This is a genomic window from Mesorhizobium sp. WSM4847, assembly GCF_055811335.1.
This window is the reverse complement of the sequence record NZ_JBVVPY010000013.1, coordinates 90,928-113,429: the sequence shown is the minus strand read 5'-3', so window position 1 is coordinate 113,429 and position 22,502 is coordinate 90,928. Positions and strand designations below refer to the sequence as shown.

At 63.6% G+C, this 22,502-nt stretch carries 21 protein-coding genes; 11 read left to right on the top strand and 10 right to left on the bottom strand.

Annotated features, from left to right (window positions below; all coding sequences use genetic code 11):
- The first annotated feature begins 6 nt into the window (after nt 1-6).
- From AC0L28_RS19915 to AC0L28_RS19895, 5 genes are read left to right on the top strand one after another with little or no spacing between them, the layout of a single operon-like run.
- Nucleotides 7-1,083, top strand: a complete 1,077-nt coding sequence (locus AC0L28_RS19915) for a Gfo/Idh/MocA family protein (protein WP_473479762.1) — start codon at nt 7-9, stop codon at nt 1,081-1,083.
- Nucleotides 1,083-1,901 carry a sugar phosphate isomerase/epimerase family protein gene (locus tag AC0L28_RS19910; RefSeq protein ID WP_473479759.1) on the top strand — a complete coding sequence of 273 codons (819 nt, stop codon included), beginning with the start codon at nt 1,083-1,085 and terminating at the stop codon, nt 1,899-1,901. Before AC0L28_RS19915 ends, AC0L28_RS19910 begins: the two co-directional genes overlap by 1 nt.
- Nucleotides 1,901-2,734, top strand: coding sequence for an alpha/beta fold hydrolase (locus tag AC0L28_RS19905; protein ID WP_473479757.1), 834 nt, complete (start codon nt 1,901-1,903; stop codon nt 2,732-2,734). Before AC0L28_RS19910 ends, AC0L28_RS19905 begins: the two co-directional genes overlap by 1 nt.
- Nucleotides 2,731-3,453, top strand: a complete 723-nt coding sequence (locus tag AC0L28_RS19900; protein ID WP_473479754.1) for a ribulose-phosphate 3-epimerase — start codon at nt 2,731-2,733, stop codon at nt 3,451-3,453. Before AC0L28_RS19905 ends, AC0L28_RS19900 begins: the two co-directional genes overlap by 4 nt.
- Nucleotides 3,453-4,418: an ROK family protein gene (locus AC0L28_RS19895; protein ID WP_473479751.1), complete on the top strand. Its 966-nt coding sequence runs from the start codon at nt 3,453-3,455 to the stop codon at nt 4,416-4,418. The genes AC0L28_RS19900 and AC0L28_RS19895 overlap by 1 nt, the downstream gene beginning before the upstream one ends.
- A gap of 161 nt (nt 4,419-4,579) precedes the next feature.
- On the opposite strand, the gene AC0L28_RS19890 is transcribed toward AC0L28_RS19895, so the two are convergent.
- Nucleotides 4,580-4,795, bottom strand: a complete 216-nt coding sequence (locus AC0L28_RS19890; protein WP_306454928.1) for a hypothetical protein — start codon at nt 4,793-4,795, stop codon at nt 4,580-4,582.
- A gap of 194 nt (nt 4,796-4,989) precedes the next feature.
- Nucleotides 4,990-5,526 (bottom strand): TetR/AcrR family transcriptional regulator, encoded by a 537-nt coding sequence (locus AC0L28_RS19885; protein ID WP_128175426.1) that lies wholly within the window; start codon nt 5,524-5,526, stop codon nt 4,990-4,992.
- Nucleotides 5,527-5,677: 151 nt separating this feature from the next.
- Here AC0L28_RS19885 and AC0L28_RS19880 point away from each other — a divergent pair, with 151 nt between their 5' ends.
- On the top strand, nt 5,678-6,943 hold the full coding sequence (locus tag AC0L28_RS19880; protein ID WP_473479747.1) for an efflux RND transporter periplasmic adaptor subunit: 1,266 nt from the start codon (nt 5,678-5,680) through the stop codon (nt 6,941-6,943).
- Complete coding sequence (locus tag AC0L28_RS19875; protein WP_287066559.1) at nt 6,940-10,023, top strand: efflux RND transporter permease subunit; 3,084 nt, start codon at nt 6,940-6,942, stop codon at nt 10,021-10,023. Before AC0L28_RS19880 ends, AC0L28_RS19875 begins: the two co-directional genes overlap by 4 nt.
- A gap of 67 nt (nt 10,024-10,090) precedes the next feature.
- On the opposite strand, the gene AC0L28_RS19870 is transcribed toward AC0L28_RS19875, so the two are convergent.
- Entirely contained in the window at nt 10,091-10,576 is a 486-nt protein-coding gene (locus AC0L28_RS19870) for a L,D-transpeptidase (RefSeq protein WP_473479744.1), read from the bottom strand.
- Nucleotides 10,577-11,237: 661 nt separating this feature from the next.
- Here AC0L28_RS19870 and AC0L28_RS19865 point away from each other — a divergent pair.
- The gene (locus AC0L28_RS19865) at nt 11,238-11,405 is read left to right on the top strand and encodes a hypothetical protein (protein ID WP_023797130.1); all 168 of its coding nucleotides are present in this window, start codon (nt 11,238-11,240) and stop codon (nt 11,403-11,405) included.
- Between the two features lie 39 nt (nt 11,406-11,444).
- Here AC0L28_RS19865 and AC0L28_RS19860 read toward each other — a convergent pair whose 3' ends face one another.
- The gene (locus AC0L28_RS19860) at nt 11,445-12,131 is read right to left on the bottom strand and encodes a winged helix-turn-helix domain-containing protein (protein ID WP_473479741.1); all 687 of its coding nucleotides are present in this window, start codon (nt 12,129-12,131) and stop codon (nt 11,445-11,447) included.
- A 47-nt stretch (nt 12,132-12,178) separates the two neighbouring features.
- On the opposite strand from AC0L28_RS19860, the gene AC0L28_RS19855 reads away from it, so the two are divergent.
- Nucleotides 12,179-12,958: a response regulator gene (locus tag AC0L28_RS19855; protein ID WP_063830524.1), complete on the top strand. Its 780-nt coding sequence runs from the start codon at nt 12,179-12,181 to the stop codon at nt 12,956-12,958.
- Between the two features lie 51 nt (nt 12,959-13,009).
- Nucleotides 13,010-15,094 (top strand): GAF domain-containing sensor histidine kinase, encoded by a 2,085-nt coding sequence (locus AC0L28_RS19850; RefSeq protein ID WP_473479738.1) that lies wholly within the window; start codon nt 13,010-13,012, stop codon nt 15,092-15,094.
- 131 nt (nt 15,095-15,225) lie between these two features.
- Here the strand turns inward: AC0L28_RS19850 and AC0L28_RS19845 are convergent, their stop codons facing one another.
- The 6 genes from AC0L28_RS19845 to AC0L28_RS19820 all read right to left on the bottom strand — a co-directional run bounded on the left by AC0L28_RS19845 (nt 15,226) and on the right by AC0L28_RS19820 (nt 20,580).
- On the bottom strand, nt 15,226-15,636 hold the full coding sequence (locus AC0L28_RS19845; RefSeq protein WP_473479735.1) for a hypothetical protein: 411 nt from the start codon (nt 15,634-15,636) through the stop codon (nt 15,226-15,228).
- 271 nt (nt 15,637-15,907) lie between these two features.
- Nucleotides 15,908-17,194, bottom strand: coding sequence for a flavin monoamine oxidase family protein (locus tag AC0L28_RS19840; protein ID WP_473479732.1), 1,287 nt, complete (start codon nt 17,192-17,194; stop codon nt 15,908-15,910).
- A gap of 132 nt (nt 17,195-17,326) precedes the next feature.
- Nucleotides 17,327-18,385 (bottom strand): dipeptidase, encoded by a 1,059-nt coding sequence (locus tag AC0L28_RS19835; protein WP_473479730.1) that lies wholly within the window; start codon nt 18,383-18,385, stop codon nt 17,327-17,329.
- Between the two features lie 211 nt (nt 18,386-18,596).
- Nucleotides 18,597-18,896 (bottom strand): GNAT family N-acetyltransferase, encoded by a 300-nt coding sequence (locus AC0L28_RS19830; RefSeq protein WP_023797123.1) that lies wholly within the window; start codon nt 18,894-18,896, stop codon nt 18,597-18,599.
- A gap of 3 nt (nt 18,897-18,899) precedes the next feature.
- A complete protein-coding gene (locus AC0L28_RS19825; protein ID WP_023797122.1) occupies nt 18,900-19,535 on the bottom strand; it encodes an alpha/beta hydrolase in 636 nt (211 codons plus the stop codon).
- 112 nt (nt 19,536-19,647) lie between these two features.
- Nucleotides 19,648-20,580, bottom strand: a complete 933-nt coding sequence (locus tag AC0L28_RS19820) for a VOC family protein (protein ID WP_128168773.1) — start codon at nt 20,578-20,580, stop codon at nt 19,648-19,650.
- 218 nt (nt 20,581-20,798) lie between these two features.
- On the opposite strand from AC0L28_RS19820, the gene AC0L28_RS19815 reads away from it, so the two are divergent.
- Nucleotides 20,799-22,373: an alkaline phosphatase family protein gene (locus tag AC0L28_RS19815; RefSeq protein WP_473479726.1), complete on the top strand. Its 1,575-nt coding sequence runs from the start codon at nt 20,799-20,801 to the stop codon at nt 22,371-22,373.
- Nucleotides 22,374-22,502 lie beyond the last annotated feature (129 nt).

Sequence of the window (22,502 nt, the reverse complement as noted above, 5' to 3'; positions counted from 1 at the left end):
GAGACCATGATCCGGAAGCAAGACCGTCGCCTTCGTGTCGGCGTGCTCGGCTGCGGGCCGATCGCGCAATTCGCGCATCTCGAATCCTGCGTGAAGGCCGGCAACGCCGATCTCTATGCGATCTGCGATGCCGCCCCCGATCTTCTGGCGCGCATGGCCGCGACCTATGAACCCGAAAAAGTCTATGGCGATTACGATGAGATGCTGGCAGACCCGCAACTGGAAGCGGTGATCGTGGCGACCTCCGACGCCTATCACGTGCCGATGTCGATCAAGGCGCTCAAGGCCGGCAAGCACGTGCTGTGTGAAAAGCCAATCGGCGTCTCGGTCGAGGAAGGCGAGATGCTCGCCGATGCGGTCCGGCGCTCCGGCACGGTGCTGCAGGTCGGCCATATGAAGCGCTTCGACCCGGCACTGGAAGCGGCGCGCGATTTCGTCCGCGATGAGATCGGCGAGATCCTGGCGCTAAAAGCCTGGTATTGCGATTCCACGCACCGCTACACCAACACCGACGCGGTCCAGCCGCTGCCCGTCACCAGCAAGCTGGCACGCAAGCCAAGTGGCAATCCGAAGTCCGATCTCAGACAGTATTTCATGCTCGCGCACGGCTCGCACCTCGTCGACACCGCGCGCTTCCTGTGCGGCGAGATCGTTGCCGTGCGCGCCCGCCTCAACCAACGTTTCGGCGCCTATTGCTGGTTCGTCGAAACCGAGTTCGCCAATGGCGCGCTTGGCCATCTCGACCTCACCGTGGCTGTCCGCATGGACTGGCACGAGGGTTTTCAGCTCTATGGCGAACACGGCTCGGTGATCGCGAAGACCTTCAATCCCTGGTATTTCCGGGCGAGCGAGGTCGATATCTTTCACGAGAAGGATGCAACGTCGCGAAAGCCGCTCGGCGCCGACGGGCATTTCTTCAGGCGCCAGCTCGAAGGCCTCGCCGAGACAATCCTTGACGGCAAGCCGATGCGCGGCGCCAACGTCGAGGACGGCCTTGCCTCGATCCGCGCCATGGTGGCGATCGCCCGTTCGGTCGAAACCGGCGATCGCGTCGAGACCGCTTCCGTAACGGGAGCGGTCTGATGCAGATCGGGGTGTTCGCCAAGACCTTCCCGGGCAGCGAGCCGGCTGGCGTGCTGGCAGCGGTCCGCGACGCGGGATTTGCCGTCACCCAGTTCAACCTTGCCTGCGCCGGGCTGCCGTCGATGCCGGGAGCGGTGCAAAAAGACGCCATTGATGCCATCGCGGACGCATCGAAGGCTTGCGGTGTCGCCCTGGCAGCGCTCTCGGGAACCTACAACATGGCCCATCCCGACAGGACCGTGCGCGACGACGGCCTGCGCCGGCTTGGCGTGGTCATCAAGACCGCGGCAGAGCTTTCCGTTCCGCTGGTCACCTTGTGCACGGGAACACGCAACGCGGACGATCAGTGGGCATACCATCCCGACAATAGCGAGCCCTCGGCATGGGAAGACATGGCGGGCGAGATGGAAAAGGCGCTTCAGCTCGCGGAGCGTCACGGCGTCGATCTTGGCATCGAACCCGAACAGGCCAACATCGTCACCTCGGCCTCGGACGCGATGCGCCTGATTGCCGAGATGGGCTCGACACGGCTGCGCATCGTGCTCGATCCGGCCAACCTGTTCGAGCAGGCGAGCCCCGAGGAAGCACGCGCCATCGTCGCCGCCGCCGTCGAACGCACAGCGGACCACGTCGCCATGGCCCATGCCAAGGACCGTTTCGCTGACGGCCGCTTCACGACGGCCGGCCGGGGTGTCGTCGACTTTGCGGATTTCGTCGCCAGGCTGAAAGCATCGGGCTTTGATGGGCCGCTGGTCACGCATGGCCTCTCGGCCGAAGAGGCACCCAGCGTTGCCCGCTTCCTCAAAGGGCTGGTATGATGGCGCGCCTGGCCACGCTGCTTTGCGATGACGCCACGCTTCGGATTTCCGATAGTGGCGACGGCATTGCGGTCATCTTTCAGCATGGGCTGGGCGGTGGCGACGCGCAGGTCGCCCAGGCCTTCCCTTCCGGGCCGGGCTTGCGGCGCATCACGCTGGAATGCCGCGGGCACGGCGCCTCCGGACTGGGCAGCCGCCGGCCGTTTTCCCTGGAGATGTTCGCGGACGATGTTGTTGCCGCCGCCGATCAGGCCGGTCTCGATCGTTTCGTCGCCGGCGGCATTTCCATGGGCGCGGCGATCGCCATGCGCCTGGCCTGCCGTCATCCGGACCGCGTCGCGGGTCTTCTCCTGGTGCGGCCGGCCTGGATTTTCGACGACGCGCCGGTGAATCTACTGCCGATCGCCGAGGTTGCCAGGCTTATCCTGGACCACGGCCCCGACAAGGCGAGGTCGATCTTCGCGCAATCGGAAACCGCCGCGCGCCTGCAGCGTGAAGCACCCGACAACCTTGCCTCGCTGATCGGCTATTTCGACCGGCCGGACGCCGCGCCATTCGCGCAGGTCCTCGCCGACATTGCCGCCGACGGTCCGGGCGTTTCGGCGAGTGACGCCGCCGTGCTTGGCATTGCCACGCTGGTCATCGGCAATGCCATGGATGCGGTGCATCCGCTCTCGGCGGCCCATATGCTCGCCGCAGCCATTCCCGGCGCGACCTTTGCCGAAATCCATTCCAAGGCGCTCGACAGCGTCAGGCATTTCGCCGAGCTGCAGGCTGAGATCACGACCTTCCTTCAGGCCTACTCGAACTTCCGGAGCCTCGTTCCGTCATGACGACCAAATCCCTGTCCGGCCCCGCTGCCATCGCCGCCCTGCCGCGCAACCGGCTGCTCGGCGAGTTTTCGCTGTGGTCGGCCGACCTTGCCAATATGGAGCGCGACCTCGAGCGCATAGAATCTCATGTCGACCTCCACCACATCGACGTCGCAGACGCCCGCTTCACCCCCGGCTTCCTGTTCTTCCCGGATCTGGTAGCGCGGATCGCCGGGCTGACGGCAAAACCGATCCATGTTCATTTGATGGTCGAAGCCGAGATCGTCGAGGAGCAAACGCGCCAGTTCATCGAGGCCGGTGCCGACCTGGTCAGTGTCCACGCCGAAAACGGCGAAGCCGGCCTGCGCGCCGTGCGGCTGGCGCATGCGCTCGGCGCCGAGGCCGGCGTGGTGCTCAGGCTGGAAACGCCGGTGGCCGCGGTCACGCCTTTTCTGTCGCAAGTGGCGTTTGTGACGCTTCTCGGCACATCCATCGGCGTCAAGGGCCAGAGCCTTTCCGAGCAGGCCTGCCCACGTTTGATCGAAGCACGCGCACTGATGAGAAAAGCCGGTCGCGAAACCGACATCATCCTGGCTGCCGACGGCGGCATCCGCCACGAGACGGTGCCCCGCCTGCGCGCCTCTGGCGCCGAGACGGTGGTGCTCGGATCGCTGGCGTTCGGCGACCCCGACCTCGCGCAGCGCATTCGCTGGCTGCATGGGCTGAAGGTCGCCGTCTGATGACAAGACTGGCCCTCGCCTTCGATCTCGGCGGAACGGAGCTGCGCGGCGCGCTGGTCGAGAGCGACGGCGGCGTTGTCGCGCAGGTCTCGGCGCCGACGATGGCGATCGCGGGATCGGATGCGGTGATCGGCCAGATCATCGCACTGGCCGGGGCTCTTCTGAGACAGCGCCCACAGGCGGATGTCGCCGGGATCGGCATCGGCGCGCCGGGACCGCTCGATCCCAAGGCCGGTATCGTGATCGCGCCGCCGACGCTGGCCGGCTGGCACGACGTGCCGTTGATCGACATTCTTGGCAAGCATTTCGGCCTGCCGGTGCGGCTGGAAAACGACGCTAACGCGGCCGCCCTTGGCGAATGGCGCTTCGGCGCCGGCCGAGGCAGCGACTCCCTGGTGTTCGTCACCGTGTCGACCGGCATCGGCGGCGGGGTCGTCGCCGACGGCCACATCTATCACGGCCGGCGCGGGCTGGCGGCCGAGATCGGCCACATGACCATCACCGGCGAGGGCGACCGCTGCTTCTGCGGCGCCGTCGGCTGTTTCGAGGCGGTCGCCTCCGGTACCGCGCTCGGGCGGCGTGCCACGGCGCTGACCGCGCCGGGCGACGGCTCCCTGCTTAGGCGCCTTTCGGCTGACGGCGACGTTTCGGCCAGGCAGGTCGTCGAAGCCGCACGTGCCGGCGATATCAGCGCGCTCGAATTGATCGAGGCTGAGGCGAAGTGGCTCGGCATCGGCTTCACCAATCTGCTTCACCTCTATTCGCCGGATCTGATCGTCATGGGCGGCGGCCTCGCCAACGGTTTCGACTTGTTGGCTCAGACCATCAGGGCAACCGTCGAGCAGCGGGCGATGCCGGCCTACAGGGATGTACCGATCGTGCCGGCGCAGCTTGGCGACCGCGCAGGACTGATCGGCGCGGCCAGCCTGATCCTGTGGGAAGGCGAACCGGGCGTATCTACTTGACCAGTGGCCGAATGCGCCATGGTGCAAAACCCTTGAGATGCCGGCGGGACAGCGCCCCCCCTCTGTCCGGCAGGACAGAGGGGGGCGCCAAGGATCGCTGCAGTCTTCATTCTGCGCCGCTGCATCGCCCGACTGAGCTTGGCGGGCGCGCAGCCTGCCGCCTACTTCCCGCAATGGTGATCGTTGATCTTGTTCAAGGCATTCGCGTCGGGTCCGACCCTGTGGTAGGAGCAGGCTCCTGCGGCTGTCGTGAACAACTGCCGATCATAGTAGCGCGGGCCGCCGAACAGAATGTCGATGATGTTGCCTTCGGCGGGGACGTAGCGATCACGGTCAGGCCGATCATCGCGATCTCCAGCCAAGGCCGCGACAGACATGCTGCACCCCATTGCGAAAACGAGAGCGCGGATCGCAAAACGTTTTGTTGTCATCGGGGAATGCCTTTCTGGCCGTTCGGCTTCTCACCATACATCCAAAATCGCCAGCCGGACAAAAGTTCCCTCACCCTGGCAGACCAGCTCAACCATATGACCTGTCACAATAGGTTTATCCTGCGGCGCTGCGCGGCAATCTATCCCGCAATCTCCAACAAGGACGATATCAGCAACCGGCGTTCGTCGACCGAAAGAACGTCCGAATCGAAGAGATTCATGCTGCGAAGTCCTTCGATGGCGAGGTAGCAGACCAACAGCGCCTTGAGGTCCGGCGTCTCTCCCTTGAGCCGCTCGAAAACCTGCCGCCTGAACGCTTTTATCGGCGTCAGGAAATCGGGGTCCTCGGCGATCGCCGAAAATATCCAGGAAGCTGACGGTTTCGATTCCGCGGCATGTTCGGCCGAAAGCTTGATGTAGGTCGCAAGCGGGCTCTCGCCGCTGACGCCGGCAGTGCGGGCGGCGTCCAGCGCCTGCTCGAAGGCGCGCAGATAATCCTCAACCAGCGCCTGCATCAGTTTCGCCTTGGTCGGGAAATTGTACAGCAAGCCGCCTTTCGACACCCCGGCCCGGCTGGCGACGGCGTCCAGCGACAGGCTGCCGGGCCCTGTCTCGCGTGCCACATCAGCGGCGGCGGCGAGAATTTTATCACGCGAATTTGCTCTGCGGGCTTTCATCAATCGTTCCCCCATACATTAGCCTACGCGGAATTGACAAGACCGTCCAGACGGTACAGTAAGGTCGCCGTCATTTGATATCGGGACCAGTCACAGATATGTGTTTGGGTCATCCGACTGTTGTGCCGGGCCATGGCCAAGGGGACTGTTCGTGATCAAGCGTTTTATCATTGCCTTCATTCTGCTCGTGCTGGTCTGCGGCGGCATCGTCGGCTTCAATTTGTTCCGCGACAATGCAATGCAGCAATTCTTCGCCACGATGAAACCGCCGGCCGCGACCGTGTCGACGACAATCGTCAAGCCGACGGAGTGGAGGCCGGGCGTCGAGGCGATCGGCACTGTCAGCGCGGTCCGCGGCGTCGACCTGACCGTCGAAACCGCCGGCATCGTCAAGGACATCCTTTTTCACGCCAATCAGAAGGTTGAAGCCAACGCGAGTCTCCTTCAGCTCGACGATGCCGCCGAACGCGCCGATCTCGATGCGACGAAGGCGCAAGCAGCGCTCGACCAGACGGCGTTGACACGCGCCCTTGAATTGCAGAAACGCGATGTCGGCTCGGAATCGACGCTCGATACGGCGCGGGCAGCCGCATTGGCTTCCGCTTCGCGGGTCAACAGGCTGCAGGCGGTGCTCAAGCAGAAGCTGCTGACAGCGCCGTTCGGCGGCACCGTCGGTATCCCCAGGATCGACCTCGGCCAGTATCTCTCACCCGGCACTTCCGTAGCGACCCTGCAAGATCTGGAGACGATGCGGGCCGATTTCTCGGTTCCCGAACAGCAGCTTCCGCTGCTGAAGATCGGCCAGACGGTGCGGCTGGGCATTGGTGACGGCGAGCTGCCGTTCGCCGGCACCATCCGCGGTATCGACCCGAAGATCGATCCGACCAGCCGGCTGGTGACGGTCAGGGCCGAGGTCGCCAACCCCGAAGGCAAGCTGACCCCTGGCCAGTTCGTGCAGGTGCGCGTCGAACTGCCCGAGGAAAACAACGTGCTGACGGTGCCGCAGACCGCGCTGACCTCCAGCCTCTACGGTGACTTCGTCTTTGTGGTGCGTCCAGCGAAGCCAGCCGCAGCCAATGGCGCCGCCCCTGCCGCCGCGGCCAACGCGGAAGAAAAGCCGACCACGGATAGTGCGAAGCCCGCGACTGAAGCGCCCGCGGCAAAACCCGAGGAACAATCGGCTGCTGCGCCGGCCGAACCGACGGCGGAAGAACAGAAGCCGCAGCTCGTGCTTGCCCAGGTGTTCGTCAAGCCAGGCCGCCGTAATGCCGGCCTGGTTGAGATCCTGGATGGCATCGCGCCCGGCGACGAAGTCGTTACCGCCGGCCAGAACCGCCTTTCCAACGGCATGTCCGTTGCCGTCGACAACACCATCGATCCGACCAAGCCGGCAAACCAGCAGGCAGCCCAGAAATGAGCTTCTCCGACATCTTCATTCGCCGTCCGGTCCTTTCGACCGTGCTCGCCTTGATGATCCTGCTTCTGGGTTTCCAGGGCATCTTCAGCCTCTCGATCCGGCAGTATCCGGAAGTCGAAGAAACGGCCATCACGATCACCACAGCCTATCCCGGCGCCAGCGCCGACCTGATCCAGGGGTTCATTTCCGCGCCGATCGCCCGTGCCGTCGCCTCGACCGAAAACATCGATTACGTCACGTCGGCGAGCCGGCCGTCCTCAAGCACCGTGACGGTGCAGATGAAACTCGGGTCCAACCCCGACGTCGCGCTGAACGAAGTCTTGTCGAAGGTACAAAGCGTGCGCGGCGACCTGCCGGACGAGTCCGAAGACCCGGTGATCGTCAAGGGCACCGGCGAGCAGTTCGCGATGATGTATATCTCGATGCAGAATCCGAACATGACGCCGGAACAGCTCACCGAATATATCGAGCGCGTCGTGCGGCCGCGCATGTCGACGGTCGAGGGTGTCGCCGACGTGCAGATTTTCGGGGCCGCCGAATATTCGATGCGCGTCTGGATCGACCCGATCAAACTGGCGGCGCGCGGCGTGACGGCGTCGGACGTGCTGACCGCCATCAACGCATCGAATTTCCTCTCAGCACCCGGCAATACCGAAAACGAGTACGTCGCCTCCTCGATCACCGTCCGCTCGACGCTGCAGACGCCGGAGGCTTTCGCCGCTCTTCCGCTTCGTTCCACAGACGGCAATGTGGTGAGGCTGCGCGACGTGGCGCGCGTCGAGCTCGCCGCGGCGAACACCGACACCAGGGTTACTTTCAACGGCAAGCCCGGCATCTTTCTCGCCATCTTCCCGACGCCGGCCGCCAATCCGCTGACGACAGCGGAGGCGATCCACGAAATTGTGCCGACGATCCAGGAGACGCTGCCGCAAGGCATGACGATCGAGATCGTGTACGATTCGACCGAGCAGATCAGCGCTTCGATCGAGGAGGTGTTCAAGACCATCGGCGAAGCGGTCGCCATCGTCATCGTCGTCATCCTGCTCTTCCTCGGCTCGTTCCGCTCGGTGCTGATGCCGATCGTGACCATTCCGCTGTCGCTGATCGGCGTCTGCTTCCTGTTGTTTACGCTGGGCTATTCGATCAATCTCTTGTCGTTGCTGGCCATGGTGCTGGCGATCGGCCTTGTCGTCGACGATGCCATCGTGGTGGTGGAAAACATCCACCGCCACATGGAGGAAGACGGTTTGTCGCCGATGCAGGCGGCCTTCAACGGCATGCGGGAGATCTCGTCCGCCGTCATCGCCATGACGATAACGCTGGCCGCCGTGTTCGCGCCGCTGGCCTTCACCGGCGGCCTGACCGGCGCACTGTTTCGCGAATTCGCGGTGACGCTTGCCGGCTCAGTGGTGCTTTCGGGCGTCGTCGCCCTCACCGTCACGCCGATGATGTCGGCACGCATCCTGCGGGCCGGCTCGCACAGCCGCTTCCAGCGCATTGTCGACAACACGTTCAGGCGCGTCGAAAACGTCTATGAGCGGCTGGTCAGCGGCTCGCTAAAATATCGTCCGGTGACGCTGATGATCGTCATCGCACTGGTCGCCACTACCGGCTTCATGTTCACCAAGACCGCCGGCGAACTGGCGCCGGAAGAAGACCAGGGCTTCTTGCTGTCTCTTGTGAACGCGCCGCGCTACGCGACGTCGGACTACACCGAGACCTATGTGAACCAGATTCTCGGGCTGATGAATGATATTCCCGAAACCAGGGCGCGGTTCTCCGCCGTCGCCTTTCAGGGCCCGACGAACAGCGCCTTCGTCGGCTTCGCATTCAAGGACTGGGCCGAGCGCGAGCGCAGCTCGAAGGAGCTTCAGGAAGACATCACCGCCCGCCTTACCAAGGTGGCGGGCGTCGAGGCTTTCGTCTTCGCCCCACCGACGCTGCCCGGCTCCGGCGGCGGCCTGCCGGTCACCATGGTGGTGCGCTCGACCGGCGATGCCTCCCAGGTGTTCGAGGCGGCCGAGGACATCAAGAACAAGGCGCAGGCCTCCGGTCGCTTCCTCGCCGTGCAGAATTCGATGTCCTTCGATGCGCCGCAAGTGACGGTGACGATCGACCGCGACCGCGCCGCGGCGCTCAACCTGCCGATCGCCGACATCGGCCGGACGCTGACCCTTTTGGTCGGTGGCGCCGAGGTGGCGCAATTCGACCGCGAGTCCAACAGCTACGACATCATTCCGCAGGTGCCGCAGAACTTCCGCGACAACCCTGAAAAGCTGGCCGAGTATTTCGTCCGCAGCGCGTCGGGCGAGATGGTGCCGCTCTCGGCGGTGGTGAAGATCTCGACCAACGCCTCGCCGGCCGTGATCGAGCAGTTCAACCAGTTGAACTCCGCGACGATTTCCGCTCTGCCATTGCCCACGCTGACCACCGGCGACGGGCTGAGGACCATCGAGGACATCGCCAGAGAAAGCCTGCCCGACACGTTCTTCATCGACTATACCGGCCAGTCGCGACAGGAGAAGGAACAGGGCTACACGATCATCATCGCCTTCGCGGCAGCTGTTCTCGTCATCTATCTGGTGCTGGCGGCGCAGTTCGAAAGCTTCCGCGATCCGTTGATCATCATGATGTCGGTGCCGCTGTCGATCTTCGGCGCAATCGTGCCGCTCAATCTGGGGCTGGGAACGCTCAACATCTACACGCAGGTCGGGCTGATCACGCTGATCGGCCTGATCACCAAACACGGCATTCTTCTGGTCGAATTCGCCAACCAGCAGCGCGAGCTCCACGGGATGCGGCGGCGCGATGCGATCGTCGCCTCGGCCAGGGTGCGGCTAAGACCGATCCTGATGACGACGGCGGCGATGGCGCTCGGCGTGGTGCCGCTGATCATTTCCAGCGGCGCTGGCGCCGCAGCGCGCTATTCGATGGGCCTGGTGATCTTCACCGGCATTCTGGTGGGAACCATGTTCACCCTGTTCGTGGTGCCGATGTTCTACACCTTCATCGCCAGCAAGGACCTGCCGCATCACGCCGAGAAGCCGGACCCGAAGCTGATGCCGGTGCCGGTTGATTGATTGACAAAAAGGCCGGAAACTTCCGGCCTTTTTTCTTGGGCAGTGATGTCCGAATCGCCTTCTTTATCTATTTGACGATGACGATCCTGGTGTTGGTCGGACCGAACATCTCGACAAGCTGGTAGAAGTCGGCGGCGTTGTCCGGATGCAGCCGCACGCAGCCATGCGAGGCCGGCTGGCCGAGGCGCCTGACGAAATTGGTCGCATGCACGGCGTAGCCACCCTTGAAGAAGACCGAATGCGGCATCGGCGCGTTGTCATATTTCCTCGAATACCACATCTGGTGCATGCGGGTCGGCTTGAACGACCCGGTCGGGGTGAGATGCCCCCTACCGCCGGTCGAGACTTTCCACGCGAAGGTCGGCCGGCCGTCGACGAGGACTTCCATCGTCTGCTGCGAAAGCGAAATCCGCGCCACGATCTGATTGGCCGCCCGATTGGCGGCCTGATTGGCAGCATCGGCAACGCCGTTGCCGGCGCCGAACAGAAGAACCGTGCCCGCGGTGACGGCGGCGGCGATGTTGATAAGCTTGGCGGAAATGGCAGTGTACATGATATCCCCCTGTCTGCCGGGTATGGCCCGGCTCCAATTCGATGACTGGGCTTGTCGTTGGGTCACGTTTCGAATTGATTTCGCACGGCCGACGTTTCTGTTTCGAAACTGTTTCCTCTGGTTAACGGCCGGAGGCCCATCCGAGGCATTTGCAGGGGTGAAACCAAGGACAGGACGGTTTGCCTGGTCGAGCTCGGACCCGCGAAAAGGTACTGTCGTCTCTGGGGAAAGTGCGATCTTGCCTCACATGAAAGAAATTTGACTTGGCTCGAAACCAATCGGCAACAAAGCGCGGACTCGAGCGGCATGATCTGGATACAGGCCGCCCGCAGAGTTGACCCAACGAAAACAGCCGGCACAAACGAAGATGAACATGCAGTCTAACGCGATCTCCTGGCTGTTCAGGATAAGCATAGCCGCAGTGTTGATTTGCATGCCGCACTGTTTTCGCCACGGTCTGGATCGTCTCCAGCCTGCGCATAACCGGCTCAAGGCCCTCTGGCGGGTCGGTTTTGGGCTGAAGAAGATGCGCGGCACCTCCGGCAACTTGCAGCCGAGAGGACCGAAGGCCCGCGCCGCAACGGGGGGCTCCGATGGCGGCGCGGGCACTTCGGGGTTTTCCCTGAAGCGAACCTGAAACCAAATTTGGGGGACGAAAACGATGAACACGAAATTTGCAGCTTCGGTACTTTCCGCACTGCTCTACGCACAGGGCCTGCTCGGCTTTGCCGGCCTCGCCACCGTGCTTCTCAGGGATCGTGCCCATGCCAGCGAATTCGTCGCGGCCAGCGAAATGCCGTCAGGTCCGTCGCTTCTCGTGGTGCGCTGAGCGCCTGGGCCTGTGGACAGTACGGTGAGGGCCGCGGCCTCAGTCGAAGAACTGCGTCGGCGGATCGAACCGGTAGCCCGCACCCCGTATGGTGGTGATGGTTTCGGTGTCGAGCTTGCGGCGCAGTCGCACGATGCGCGAATCGATCGAGCGATCGAAGGCATCGGCATTTTCGGCGGGCGCGGCGGCAATGATATCGTCGCGCGTCAAGACCTTGCGCGGACTGGCCAGGAACAATCTGAGCAGCGCCACCTGACCCGGCGACAACTGTTCTTCCGTGCCGGAGCGATGCATGACCATGGCCGACCGGAGGTCGACCGTCGCGTTCTCCAGCACGACCAATTCCCCGGCGTTCCGGCCGCGCCGTGCCAGCAAGCCGCCGATACGGGCGGCGAGTTCCCTGACGTTGAGCGGGCTCTCGACGACGTCGGCGGCGCCGAGTTCGAGCGCCAGCACCTTGTCGACGAGATCGGCCGGCCGGCAGATCAGGATGAAATCCGGCCCGCCCTCGCCGCCATGGCGCTTGAGCAGATCACGCCCTTCCGCCTGGCTGAGGCTGTCGCCGACGACAACGACATCGATGCCGTTTCCGGAAAGCAAGGATTCGGCCTCCCACGGCTGCCGCACTGCGCGCACGTCATGACCGCGCCGTTCGAGATGGTCGGCCAGATCGGTTGCGACCACTTCGGCGACGGAAACAAGCGCGATGATGGATCGTGCAGCCATTTTTTTCTACCCTGCAACCCGGCAACCCAAGATGAGTGCTGGACATGATGTTTATACCCAATCTACTTTCCGCTGAAAGTGGGAGCGAGAGCATCGTGCGGGCACGAATTGTCGTCGTCGAGGACGAGCCGGATCTGAGGGACGCGGTTGCCGAGTATCTCGACGCCAGCGGCTACGATGTCGCTACGGCCGAGAGTGCCAGCGCTGCGCGAACCTTGCTGGAAACGCAGTCGTTTCACCTGGCCATCCTCGACATCGCCATGCCGGGCGAGGACGGCCTGTCGCTTGGCCGCTGGATGCGCTCGAAAACGCCGATCGGCATCATCTATGCCACTGCCGCCGGCACCGCGCTCGACCGCATCGTCGGGCTGGAACTCGGCGCTGACGACTACATCGTCAAGCCCTACGAATTGCGCGAGGTGCTGGCGCGGGTCCGCAGCGTGCTGCGCCGCGTGCCGCAGCCGGCCGAGCCGCAGGCCGCCAAGGCCGAAACAACTGCCAACCGCCGTTCCATGAGCTTCGGACCTTTCCATGCCGATCTCGACGGTCGGTTCGTCACCGGCACCAATGGGACGGTCATCGACCTGGCCAAGAGCGAGTTCGACGTGCTGGAGGTCTTCCTGACGCGTGCCAACCGCTTGCTGACGCGTGCGGCGATCTCCGAGGCGATCGGCTTCGCGGAAGATCCTGAATCCTCACGTGCAGTCGATATCCGCATCATGAGGCTGAGGAAGAAGATCGAGGCGGACCCGGCCAATCCGAAATTCCTGCGCACAGTCCGCGGCGAAGGCTATATCTTCTCGCTGCCGACCGGCGAAGGCAACTGAGCGGCGCGACCAACCACTCTCGGTGGCACGACTGTGAAATGACGGCTGACCATGACGGCTGAAGCACGCGGCGATAGGCACGGCGTCAGGCAGGGCGCGGCGATGGCCGCTGTTCACATCGTTCGCCGGCTTCACGAAGCTGGCGACTGGCAGCGCGAGATGGGCAGCATCCTTGAAAGGCTGTGCGAGGCCATGGATTGCCAGCGCGGCATCCTGTTTCGGCTGCGCGAGCTGCCCGGCCAGGGCTTTGCCCAATCGGTGGCGGCCTACTGGATCGACCCCCGATATGGTGGCGAACTGGCATCGCCGACGGTGATCATGCAGTCGGTTGTCAATTCGGACCCACTGCTGGAACGGTTGGCGGAGGACGAGCGGCAAGGCAAGATCTTCGCGGGACACACGCGCGACCTCGAAGGCTTTCTGAGAACCGACTTCGAAAAGCAGCACATCAAGTCGTTCCTGTCGGTGTCGGTCTTTGCGCATGGCCATCTGTGGGGCACGCTGGCGGTCAACGACTGCGTGAACGAGCGCGAATGGACCGACGAGGAAGTGGCGACGCTGCACATCGTGGCGCTGGCCATCGGCGACGCCATCGAACGATCGCTTTCCGATGCCCACGCCAGCGAAGTCATCCGCCGCACCATGCTGCAGGCCTCGCTCGACGCGATCATCGTCATCGACGAGACCGGTTCGATCATCGAGTTCAATCCGGCCGCCGAAAAGATGTTCGGCTACCAGCGCAGCGACATCCTCGGCAAGGACCTGCTCGACACCGTCGTTCCGGATTATTATCGCAAGGGCTATGTGTCGGGCGCCGAATACATGTCGGGCCGCGGCGCGCCGATGGTCGGGCAGCGGATCGAGACCGTCACCCAGAATGCTGCCGGCGAGGTCTTTCCGATCGAATTGACGGCAACCGAGATGCGGGTCGCCGACCGCCGCCTGATCTTCGGCTCGATCCGCGACCTCCGCGACAAATTGCGTGCCGAGGAGGAGATCGGCCGCCAGCGCGAAAAGCTGCACCAGAACGAGAAGATGGCGGCGATGGGCTCGCTGCTTGCCGGCGTGTCACACGAGCTCAACAACCCGCTTGCCGTGGTCGTCGCCCAATCGACTTTGTTGCACGAGTTCGCTTCAGACCCGCAGACCAAGGTGCGCGCCGAAAAGGTGCGCGCCGCCGCAGAGCGCTGCGGCCGCATCGTCAAGAGCTTCCTCTCGATGGTCCGCCTGCATCCGGCGTCGCAGGCCGAGACCGACCTCAACCAGGTGGTCCGCGCGGCACTCGAAGTGACCGCCTACGGCGCCAGGTCGACCGGCATCATTATCGATACCGATTTCGCCAGCGGCCCGCTGCTGGCCATGGCCGACGCCGACCATGTGACGCAAGTTGCCGCCAACTTCCTCATCAACAGCCAGCACGCTCTGGCCGGCATCGGCGGCGACAGGCTGATCAAGGTTCGCACGTTTCGCAGCGATCGCGGCAATCCCTGTTTCTCGGTCGAGGACAACGGGCCGGGCGTGCCGGAAGCGATACGCTCTCGCATCTTCGAATCGTATTTCACCACCAAGCCGGTCGGCGTCGGCACCGGCATCGGCCTATCGATCTCGAAATCGATCATCGAACGGCATAATGGCAATGTCTGGTTCGAGGAAGTTCTGCCGAGAGGCGCCCGTTTCGTCGTCCAGTTGCCGGCGATCGCCGGCGGCGCGGCCGCCGCCGGCGAAAGCCCGTCGCGCTCGAGCGGATTGCGCCATGCCCTGATCATCGACGACGAGCCGGATGTCGCCGCCTCGCTGTCCGACATTCTGGAGTTGATGGGCATCAAGTCGCGGATCGTGCCGGCCTGGGCGTCAGCCGCCGCGACCTTGTCGGGCCATATGCCGCCGGACATCGTCTTTTCCGATCTGCGCATGCCCGGCACCAGCGGCATATCGATCTATCGCGAACTGCTCGCCGAAAAGCCTGATCTGGCGCGGCGCTTCGTTCTGGTCACCGGCGACCTGATCGGCGCGAAAGCCGAAATCGAGGCATTGCCGGCGCCGCAGCGGCCGCAGATCCTGGAAAAGCCGTTCAGCACGCTGGACGTGCGCGGGGTGCTGTCGGCCATCGCCGAGCAGGCCGCATTGGGCAGCTAGGACTTCGGACTGGTGGAAATCGGTTTTGAAAAAATCCGATGCTCGACAAAGGGGCTTTCCAGAGAAAAAAGACCTCCCGGCCGAGGATGCGGCGGGAGCCTGCCTGGAGCGCTGGAGGGGTCGCTCGGGCATCAAAAAACGTTCGGCGTATCGGTCAGCGGCGCGGCATTGGCGATCACGCGAACCGCGCGGGCCTTGTGAATGCCGGATTGCTCGGCAATGACGCGCAGGCACTCCGCACTCTCGGCGCCCCAGGCCTGCCCCTTGCAGACAAAATCGATCTCCGGCATCGGCAGCCGCGCGGTCTTGGTCGTGGTCGGCGCGCCCTTGACGATGTTTGCCGGCGGGTTCAGTGAAGCAAAGGCGGGACCAACAGTCGGCGCGAACGCCATGCCGGCGAACGCGGCGGCGCCCAGCACCACGAACAGCGCCATCGGATGGTCGTTGGCGCGCTGGCGCAGCGCCAGCTTCGGCCGCCGATCCTTGCCCTTCAGCGCTTGCAGACGGCGGTTATTGCAGGCAGTCCGGATTTTCGTATACATCGCGCTTCCCTTCGTCGATCTTCTTTTTTTGTTGAAACGAACTTAGTCGCACCTTGTAACGGACGAACGACGCACGCAAACTGACCGTGTAACAGCTTTGAAACGGGATTTCGGCGGGCACATCCGGTCATCGCAGGGGCGAGGCAGTTCGTTGCCGAACTGTTTTCGTGCAGTCGCATGTTCACGGGATCAAATCGCGCCGCCGCTCTGGCCCGGCGACGTCCGGTCGCCACTTTGAGACGCCCTCGCCTGCACCATGAGGCGCTGGTGATTACTGCAGATTAAAATCCCTGAGGATTTTCTGTGCCGCAATGCGCCCAGCCACGATTGCGCCTTCGACATAGCCCGGAAACGACGGCGACAATTCCGAAGATGCAAAATACACTGGCGGCGCGCCGGCCAGGATAGTTTGTTCGGCCTCGGTGGCGCTTGTATCGATGATGAGATCGGCGTAGCCGCCGCCGCTCCAGCGATCATCGGTCCAGTCGCGACAGCTGAAATCGGTGAACTTGCCTGCATCCGTGCCGAGCGCCTGCTGCAGCCGCGCCGTAACCTCGGTGCGCAACGCGGCATCTCCAAGTTCCCGCCAGCGGAGGGCAAGCGGCCCGCCGACGAAGACGACCAACGCAGGGTGGCCACAATCCTTGCTGACGTCACAGGCAAAAAGTGCCGGCGGATCGCGCCACATCACCATGCCGCTCAGGCCCTTGGCGCGCCAAAAGGCGGTGGCATAGCGCAGCTGTATTTTGATCACCGCGCCGCTTTGCCAGACGCCGAGAACCTTTTGCAAGACAGCCGGCAGCGGCGGCGCGAAGTCCAGCTTCGAAGCCATCATCGGCGGCATGGCGATCAGCGCTATTCGTGCCGTGATCGAGCCCGTCGTCGACGCGAGACGAACGCCTCCCGGTCTGCACTCGATCGTTCTGACCGGCGTGTTCAATCGCAGGCGGTTGCCGAGATCGCCAGCCAGATCATCCGCCAGGGACTGCATGGTTTCGTGCACGAAATACTGCAGCTCCGACACCTCGTTGGTGATACGGCGGTCATTGTCGATGAGGTGCCAAAGCGGCAGTTTTTCAAGCGCTTGGCACCACAGGCCCTCGATCATCGAGCGGAAAGCCGCCTTGGCCTCGCCGGGATCGTTCTGGCGATCGAGCCATGCGGCGACGGTCAAGCCGGCGATAGCCGGATCGCCCGGTGCGATCGCGTTCATGCGGTCGCGGATCGACATCGAGGCGTGGTAGATTCGCTCGACTTGCTTTGCGCCGGTCAGCGGCTGGGCAACGAACTCGCCCTTAGCATAGGTCTCGACCAACGTCTTGCCGCGCGTTCGCACCAGGGCCATCAGTTCCGGCATGTCCTCGCACAGGAACTGACCGCCGCTGTCGATCCGCTCGCCAAGCCCGTTCCACTGGGACTCGACCCGCCCGCCGACGCGGCCGCGCGCCTCGAGCAGCGCAAGATCGATGCCGGCCTTGCTCAATTCATGCGCGGCTGACAGGCCGGTAAAGCCGGCGCCGACGATGGCGACATCGGTTCGTACGGTCTGGCGCTTCAAGAGCCGGCCCTGAAGGTCTCGAAGTCCGCAATCATCCGCGGCTTGAGCTTCGGAGACAACGGTCCTGTCGAGATCATCAAACCCCGCTCGATCGAATTGCAGGTTGCTGGCTGCTCCGCCGGGCGACCCGCTTTAGCCAATGGTCTTTTCCAGCATGCTTATCCAGTTGCGGTAGGCGATCTTCTCGATCAGCGCGCGACCGAAGCCGCGCGCGGCGAACGCGTCGAGCAGCTTCGGCAGGCCGGTGACGTCGCCGACCACAGCCGGGATCATGGCGCCGTCGAAGTCGGACCCGAGCCCGACGCCGTCTTCGCCCAAAGCCTGCAGCAGTGAATCGACATGGCGCACCATGACGTCGAGACTGGTATCGGCATTCATCCTGCCGTCTTCGCGCAAAAACCCGGTCGCGAAATTCAGCCCGACCATGCCGCCCGAGTCGCGGATCGCGCCGAGCTGCCATTCGGTGAGGTTACGCGAATGGCCGCAGATCGCATGGACATTGGAATGGGTCGCGACCAGTGGTGCGTCGCTGATGTCGGCGACGTCGCGAAACCCCTTCTCGTTGAGGTGCGAAAGATCGACCATGATGCCGAGCTGGTTGCAGGCCTTGACCAGCGCCTTGCCGGCATCGGTCAGGCCAGGTCCGGTGTCGGGCGTCGACGGGAAACGGAACGGCACGCCATGGCCGAAAGCGTTCGGGCGGCTCCAGACGATGCCGAGCGAGCGCAAGCCGGCCGCATGCAGCACGTCGAGCATGGTCAGTTCGGGGTCGATCGCCTCGACGCCTTCGATATGGAACACCGCTGCGATCGACCCTTGCGCCATCGCGTTTCGCACATCGCCGGCGCTGCGGCAGACGGTGAGCGCCGACGCTCGTTCCAGCCTGAACAGGATCGAGGCCATGGCGATGGTGGAAGCAAGCGCGTCGGCGCGCGGAATTTCGGGCGGCAAGGGCTCGATATCGCTTGGCGCGGGAGGAACCGCACTGCGCTTGGATTTCTCGACCGGCGGCGGAAAGATTGCGAACATGCCGCCGGCAAAGCCGCCCTGTTTCGCACGCGGCAGGTCGATGTGGCCACCCGATGTTCCCTCGATGAACAGCTTTTCGACATCCGCGTCTTTCGACTGATAGAGCCTGAGCAGCGTGTCGTTGTGGCCGTCGAAGACGGGAACAAGATCGGTTTCGGTCATCAAGGGATCATTTCGGTTCGATTGGTCGGGCGGGCAATATCCTACTTAGGCAAGGCAATACCCACTAGGCAAGACGACCCAGTGGCCAAGGCTGGCCACGGGGTAAGAATGGCCACTGGCAAGACTGGCAATCTGCGCAAATGAAGCGAGCGCTTGTGGCTGCCCGCCCGCAACCGTCATCGTGCGCCGAGGCTTGGCGCCAGGACCGGCGCTATTGCTTCAGCACGTCGGCCCATTCCTGGTGACGCCGGAACTGGGCGTTGGCGAACGGGCAGAGCGGAATGATCTTCTTGCCCGCCGCGCGCGCGTCCTCGACGGCGCGGGTAACGAGCCTAAGTCCCGCGCCCTGGCCGCGAAACGCATCCGGCACTTCGGTGTGGTCGATGATGATCTGGTGCTCGCCGACCTTGGTAAAAGTCATCTCCGCCTCGGCGCCGTCAGGCCCGCGCAGGAGATAACGGCCCTTGGAACCGCGATCCTCCAGTTCGACCTCCGGCAATTGGTCAGGCATTGCTTACGCTCCTTCTGCCGGCGTAGCGGACAGGAACCGCCGCGCCGCCTCGATCTCGTTCGACTGCACCTCATGGCCGCCGTCGTGCCACTCCACTGTGACATCGGCGCCATCGGCGCGCAAATGGGCTTCTAGCCGCGACGTCAGGTTGGGCGGACAGATCGGATCGCGCCTGCCTGCTGTGACCAGGATGCGGCGGCCGGCGAGACTTCCCTCGATCTCCGGCTCGAATGGGATCAGCGGATGCATCAGCACCGCCGCGTCGAACAGAGAGGGCGCCGCGAACACCACCGAGGCCAGGATGTTGGCGCCGTTGGAATAGCCGAGGCCAAGCACCGACGCGGGCTTTGACGCCTCGACATGCGCCCCGATATGCGCCTTGACGAAGCCAATCATCTTGTCCGTCGCTCGCGCCAGGTCGTCCATGTCGTAGACGCCCTCGCCGGTGCGGCGAAAGAAGCGCGCAGCACCGTCTTCCGAGACATCGCCGCGCGGCGAAACGATAGTCGCCTGCGGCGCGAGATCACGCCCGAGCGACAGAAGCTGGTTCTCGTCGGCCCCGGTGCCGTGGAAGACGAAGAGCAGCGATCCATCAGGCGAACCCGGCAGTGTCCTATAGGTGTAAGCGTCCTTGCTCATGGCCTTGTCCTTAATGCATGTCGCGCAAAAGTGCGCAGCGGTTTTGCGATGACGACATGCACAAAACCAAACTAAAAGCGCGTCGCCCAACCTGGTCAAACGCGATGCGCTTTTAGTCTTCCAGCTTTTGCAGATGTTGCTCGAGATAGGGCCTCAGATGCTGGTGCTGCGACGGCAGCTTCAGCGCCTCGCCGAGATGGGCGGCGTCCTCGTCGCGGTCGAAGCCCGGCTCGTTGGTGGCGACTTCGAACAGCACGCCGCCCGGCGTGCGGAAATAGATCGCCCAGAAATAATCGCGGTCGATCACCGGCGTCACCTGGTAGCCGGTGTCCATCAGCGCCTTGCGCACTTCGAGCTGCTTGGCGCGGTTTTCGACAGCGAAGGCGACGTGGTGGACCGAGCCGGCGCCGAGATCGGCAAAAGCGGCGCCCGGCAGCGATTCGATATCGACGATGTTGGCGCCGTTGCCGTCCTTCAGCGCCAGCCTTTTTACAGTGCCGGACGTGTCGACTTCCTCATAGCCCATGAAATTCAGCAGCTCTTCCGTGGCGCCGCCGTCCTTCAGCCTGAGCGACACCGAGTGAAAGCCGCGGATCGCCTCGTCGGACGGAACATCGCCCTTCGCCCATGGCGCACGGGTGTCGGCCTTGTTCTCGACCAGCGCAAACCCGTCGCCATCGGGACCGGCGAAGCCAAGGCGCTTGTCGCCGAAGCTCTCTTCGCGCGACAGCCCGGCGACGCCCTCATCGGCAAAACGCTTTTCCCAATAGGCAAGCGTGCCTTCGGGCACCGAATAGACCGTGGTGCCGACCTCGCCAACGCCGTGGCGGCCCTTGCCGATGTTGGGGAACGGAAAATAGGTCATCACCGAACCGGGCGTGCCGAGCTCGTCGGCATAGTAGAGATGGTAGACATCCGGCGCGTCGAAATTGACGGTTTTCTTGACCCGGCGCAGGCCGAGCTTTTTTGTGAAGAACTCGTTGTTCTGGCGCGCATCCCTGGCCATCGAGGTGACGTGATGCAGACCCCTGATCTGGTTGAGCATTTTCCTGCTCCTTCCTTGTCCTGTGCGGCCCATGCCGCGGTCCACGCCAATATGAGGAGCCGCCAGCCGGCGGCAAAGGCCGCAAACACAGAATAGACTGTGCTCCATAAGTGAACAATAAAGCGACTTTTGTTCACCATTTTGCAAACACCTGAGGCTTGTGTCGCCACAAAAATTCGGCTCCATGAGCGACAGGTTTTCAATGAAGGACACCAGCATTGGTCAGAAAAGACAGACGCCCGAATGTTCTCCTGATCACCTGCGACCAGTGGCGCGGCGACTGCCTGTCGGCGGCAGGCCACAAGGTGGTGCGAACGCCGAATGCCGATGCGCTCGCCGCCGAGGGTGTGCTGTTTCGACAGCATTTTGGCGGGGCGGCGCCCTGCTCGCCGGCACGCGCCTGCCTCTACACCGGCCTTTACCAGATGAACAACCGCGTCTGCCGCAACGGCACGCCGCTCGACGCTCGCCATGGCAACATCGCACTCTCGGCACGCAGTCTCGGCTATGATCCGACGCTGTTCGGCTATACCGACGTGTCGCCCGATCCGCGCACGCTGGCGCCAGGCGACCCGCGGCTGAAAAGCTATGAAGGCGTGCTGCCCGGCTTCACCGTGCGCCAACTCCTGCCGGAGCACCAGAAACCGTGGCTGTCATGGCTCAAGGCGCGCGGCATCGATAGCAGCGCCGGTTTTCCCGATATCCATCGCCCAGCGGACGAAATCGTTGCTTCGGACGGCGCCGTGACCACCTCACCGCCCGTCTACTCGAAGGACGAGACCCCAGCCGCCTTCCTGACCGGCGAATTCGTCCGCTGGCTCGGCGAACAGGAGCGCGGTACACCGTGGTTTGCGCATCTTTCCTTCCTCAGCCCGCATCCGCCCTTCATCGTGCCGGAGCCTTACAACAAGATGTATGATCCAGCCGACGGAACAACCTTCCGCCGCGCCGCGAACTGGCAGGCCGAGGCGCAGAGCCACCCCTACCTTGCCTATGAACTTGGGCAGCAGCAGCGGGCAAATTTCCGCCCCGGCGCAGAGGGCAAGGTGCGCGACTGGGGCGACGACAATTTTCGCCGCATCCGCGCGCTTTATTACGGCATGATCTCGGAAGTCGACGCGCAGCTTGGCCGCATCTGGCAGGTGGTCAAGGCGGCGGATGCCTGGGACGACACCATCATCGTGCTGACCTCTGACCATGCCGAGATGATGGGCGACCATTTCATGCTGGGCAAGGGCGGCTTCTTCGACGGCAGTTTTCATATTCCGCTGATCATCCGCGACCCGCGTCGCCGCAAGGCGGCCGGCTCCAGCGTCGACCGATTCACCGAAGCAGTCGACATAGCGCCGACATTGCTCGATCTGCTTGGCGAGGTATTCCCGCCGCATCTCGACGGACAATCGCTGAAGCCGTTCCTGGATGCCGGGGAGCCGGCCAATTGGCGCGAGGCCGCGCATTGGGAGTTCGATTTCCGCTCGGTTGCCGACGCTGATGCCGAGCGCTATTTCGGCATCGGTCCGCGCCAGTGCAATCTGGCGGTCATCCGCACGAAACAATTCAAATATGTACATTTCGCCGGCGGCCTGCCGCCGCTGCTGTTCGACCTTGAGAAGGATCAGGACGAACTGAGCAATGTCGCTGCCGATCCGGCCTATCTGCCGGTCCGGCTGGAGCTTGCCGAAAGGCTGCTTGCCTGGCGGGCCGAACATCTCGATCAGTCGCTGGCGCTTGCCGAACTGACCGAGGATGGCGTGGTCGGCCACGTCGCAGGCCTGCCACCTTTCCCATCATGAAAAGGCCCCCCCCCGGGGGCGGGGGGGGGGGGGTGTTTGTTTTTGGAACCAATGGGCAGAAAAATAAGGGGGGGGGGGGGGGTTTTTGGTTATTTTGGGTTTTTATTTGGGGGGGGGGGCGGCGCGGGG

Excerpts from the sequence above, each read along its gene's own strand:
- AC0L28_RS19855 (WP_063830524.1), top strand. The coding sequence starts at position 12,179 with ATGTTTATACCCAATCTACTTTCCGCTGAAAGTGGGAGCGAGAGCATC.
- AC0L28_RS19825 (WP_023797122.1), bottom strand. The coding sequence starts at position 19,535 with ATGAGCAAGGACGCTTACACCTATAGGACACTGCCGGGTTCGCCTGAT.
- AC0L28_RS19875 (WP_287066559.1), top strand. The coding sequence starts at position 6,940 with ATGAGCTTCTCCGACATCTTCATTCGCCGTCCGGTCCTTTCGACCGTG.
- AC0L28_RS19900 (WP_473479754.1), top strand. The coding sequence starts at position 2,731 with ATGACGACCAAATCCCTGTCCGGCCCCGCTGCCATCGCCGCCCTGCCG.
- AC0L28_RS19850 (WP_473479738.1), top strand. The coding sequence starts at position 13,010 with ATGACGGCTGAAGCACGCGGCGATAGGCACGGCGTCAGGCAGGGCGCG.
- AC0L28_RS19915 (WP_473479762.1), top strand. The coding sequence starts at position 7 with ATGATCCGGAAGCAAGACCGTCGCCTTCGTGTCGGCGTGCTCGGCTGC.
- AC0L28_RS19895 (WP_473479751.1), top strand. The coding sequence starts at position 3,453 with ATGACAAGACTGGCCCTCGCCTTCGATCTCGGCGGAACGGAGCTGCGC.
- AC0L28_RS19870 (WP_473479744.1), bottom strand. The coding sequence starts at position 10,576 with ATGTACACTGCCATTTCCGCCAAGCTTATCAACATCGCCGCCGCCGTC.
- AC0L28_RS19835 (WP_473479730.1), bottom strand. The coding sequence starts at position 18,385 with ATGACCGAAACCGATCTTGTTCCCGTCTTCGACGGCCACAACGACACG.
- AC0L28_RS19905 (WP_473479757.1), top strand. The coding sequence starts at position 1,901 with ATGGCGCGCCTGGCCACGCTGCTTTGCGATGACGCCACGCTTCGGATT.
- AC0L28_RS19865 (WP_023797130.1), top strand. The coding sequence starts at position 11,238 with ATGAACACGAAATTTGCAGCTTCGGTACTTTCCGCACTGCTCTACGCA.
- AC0L28_RS19830 (WP_023797123.1), bottom strand. The coding sequence starts at position 18,896 with ATGCCTGACCAATTGCCGGAGGTCGAACTGGAGGATCGCGGTTCCAAG.
- AC0L28_RS19890 (WP_306454928.1), bottom strand. The coding sequence starts at position 4,795 with ATGTCTGTCGCGGCCTTGGCTGGAGATCGCGATGATCGGCCTGACCGT.
- AC0L28_RS19860 (WP_473479741.1), bottom strand. The coding sequence starts at position 12,131 with ATGGCTGCACGATCCATCATCGCGCTTGTTTCCGTCGCCGAAGTGGTC.
- AC0L28_RS19910 (WP_473479759.1), top strand. The coding sequence starts at position 1,083 with ATGCAGATCGGGGTGTTCGCCAAGACCTTCCCGGGCAGCGAGCCGGCT.
- AC0L28_RS19885 (WP_128175426.1), bottom strand. The coding sequence starts at position 5,526 with ATGAAAGCCCGCAGAGCAAATTCGCGTGATAAAATTCTCGCCGCCGCC.
- AC0L28_RS19820 (WP_128168773.1), bottom strand. The coding sequence starts at position 20,580 with ATGCTCAACCAGATCAGGGGTCTGCATCACGTCACCTCGATGGCCAGG.
- AC0L28_RS19845 (WP_473479735.1), bottom strand. The coding sequence starts at position 15,636 with ATGTATACGAAAATCCGGACTGCCTGCAATAACCGCCGTCTGCAAGCG.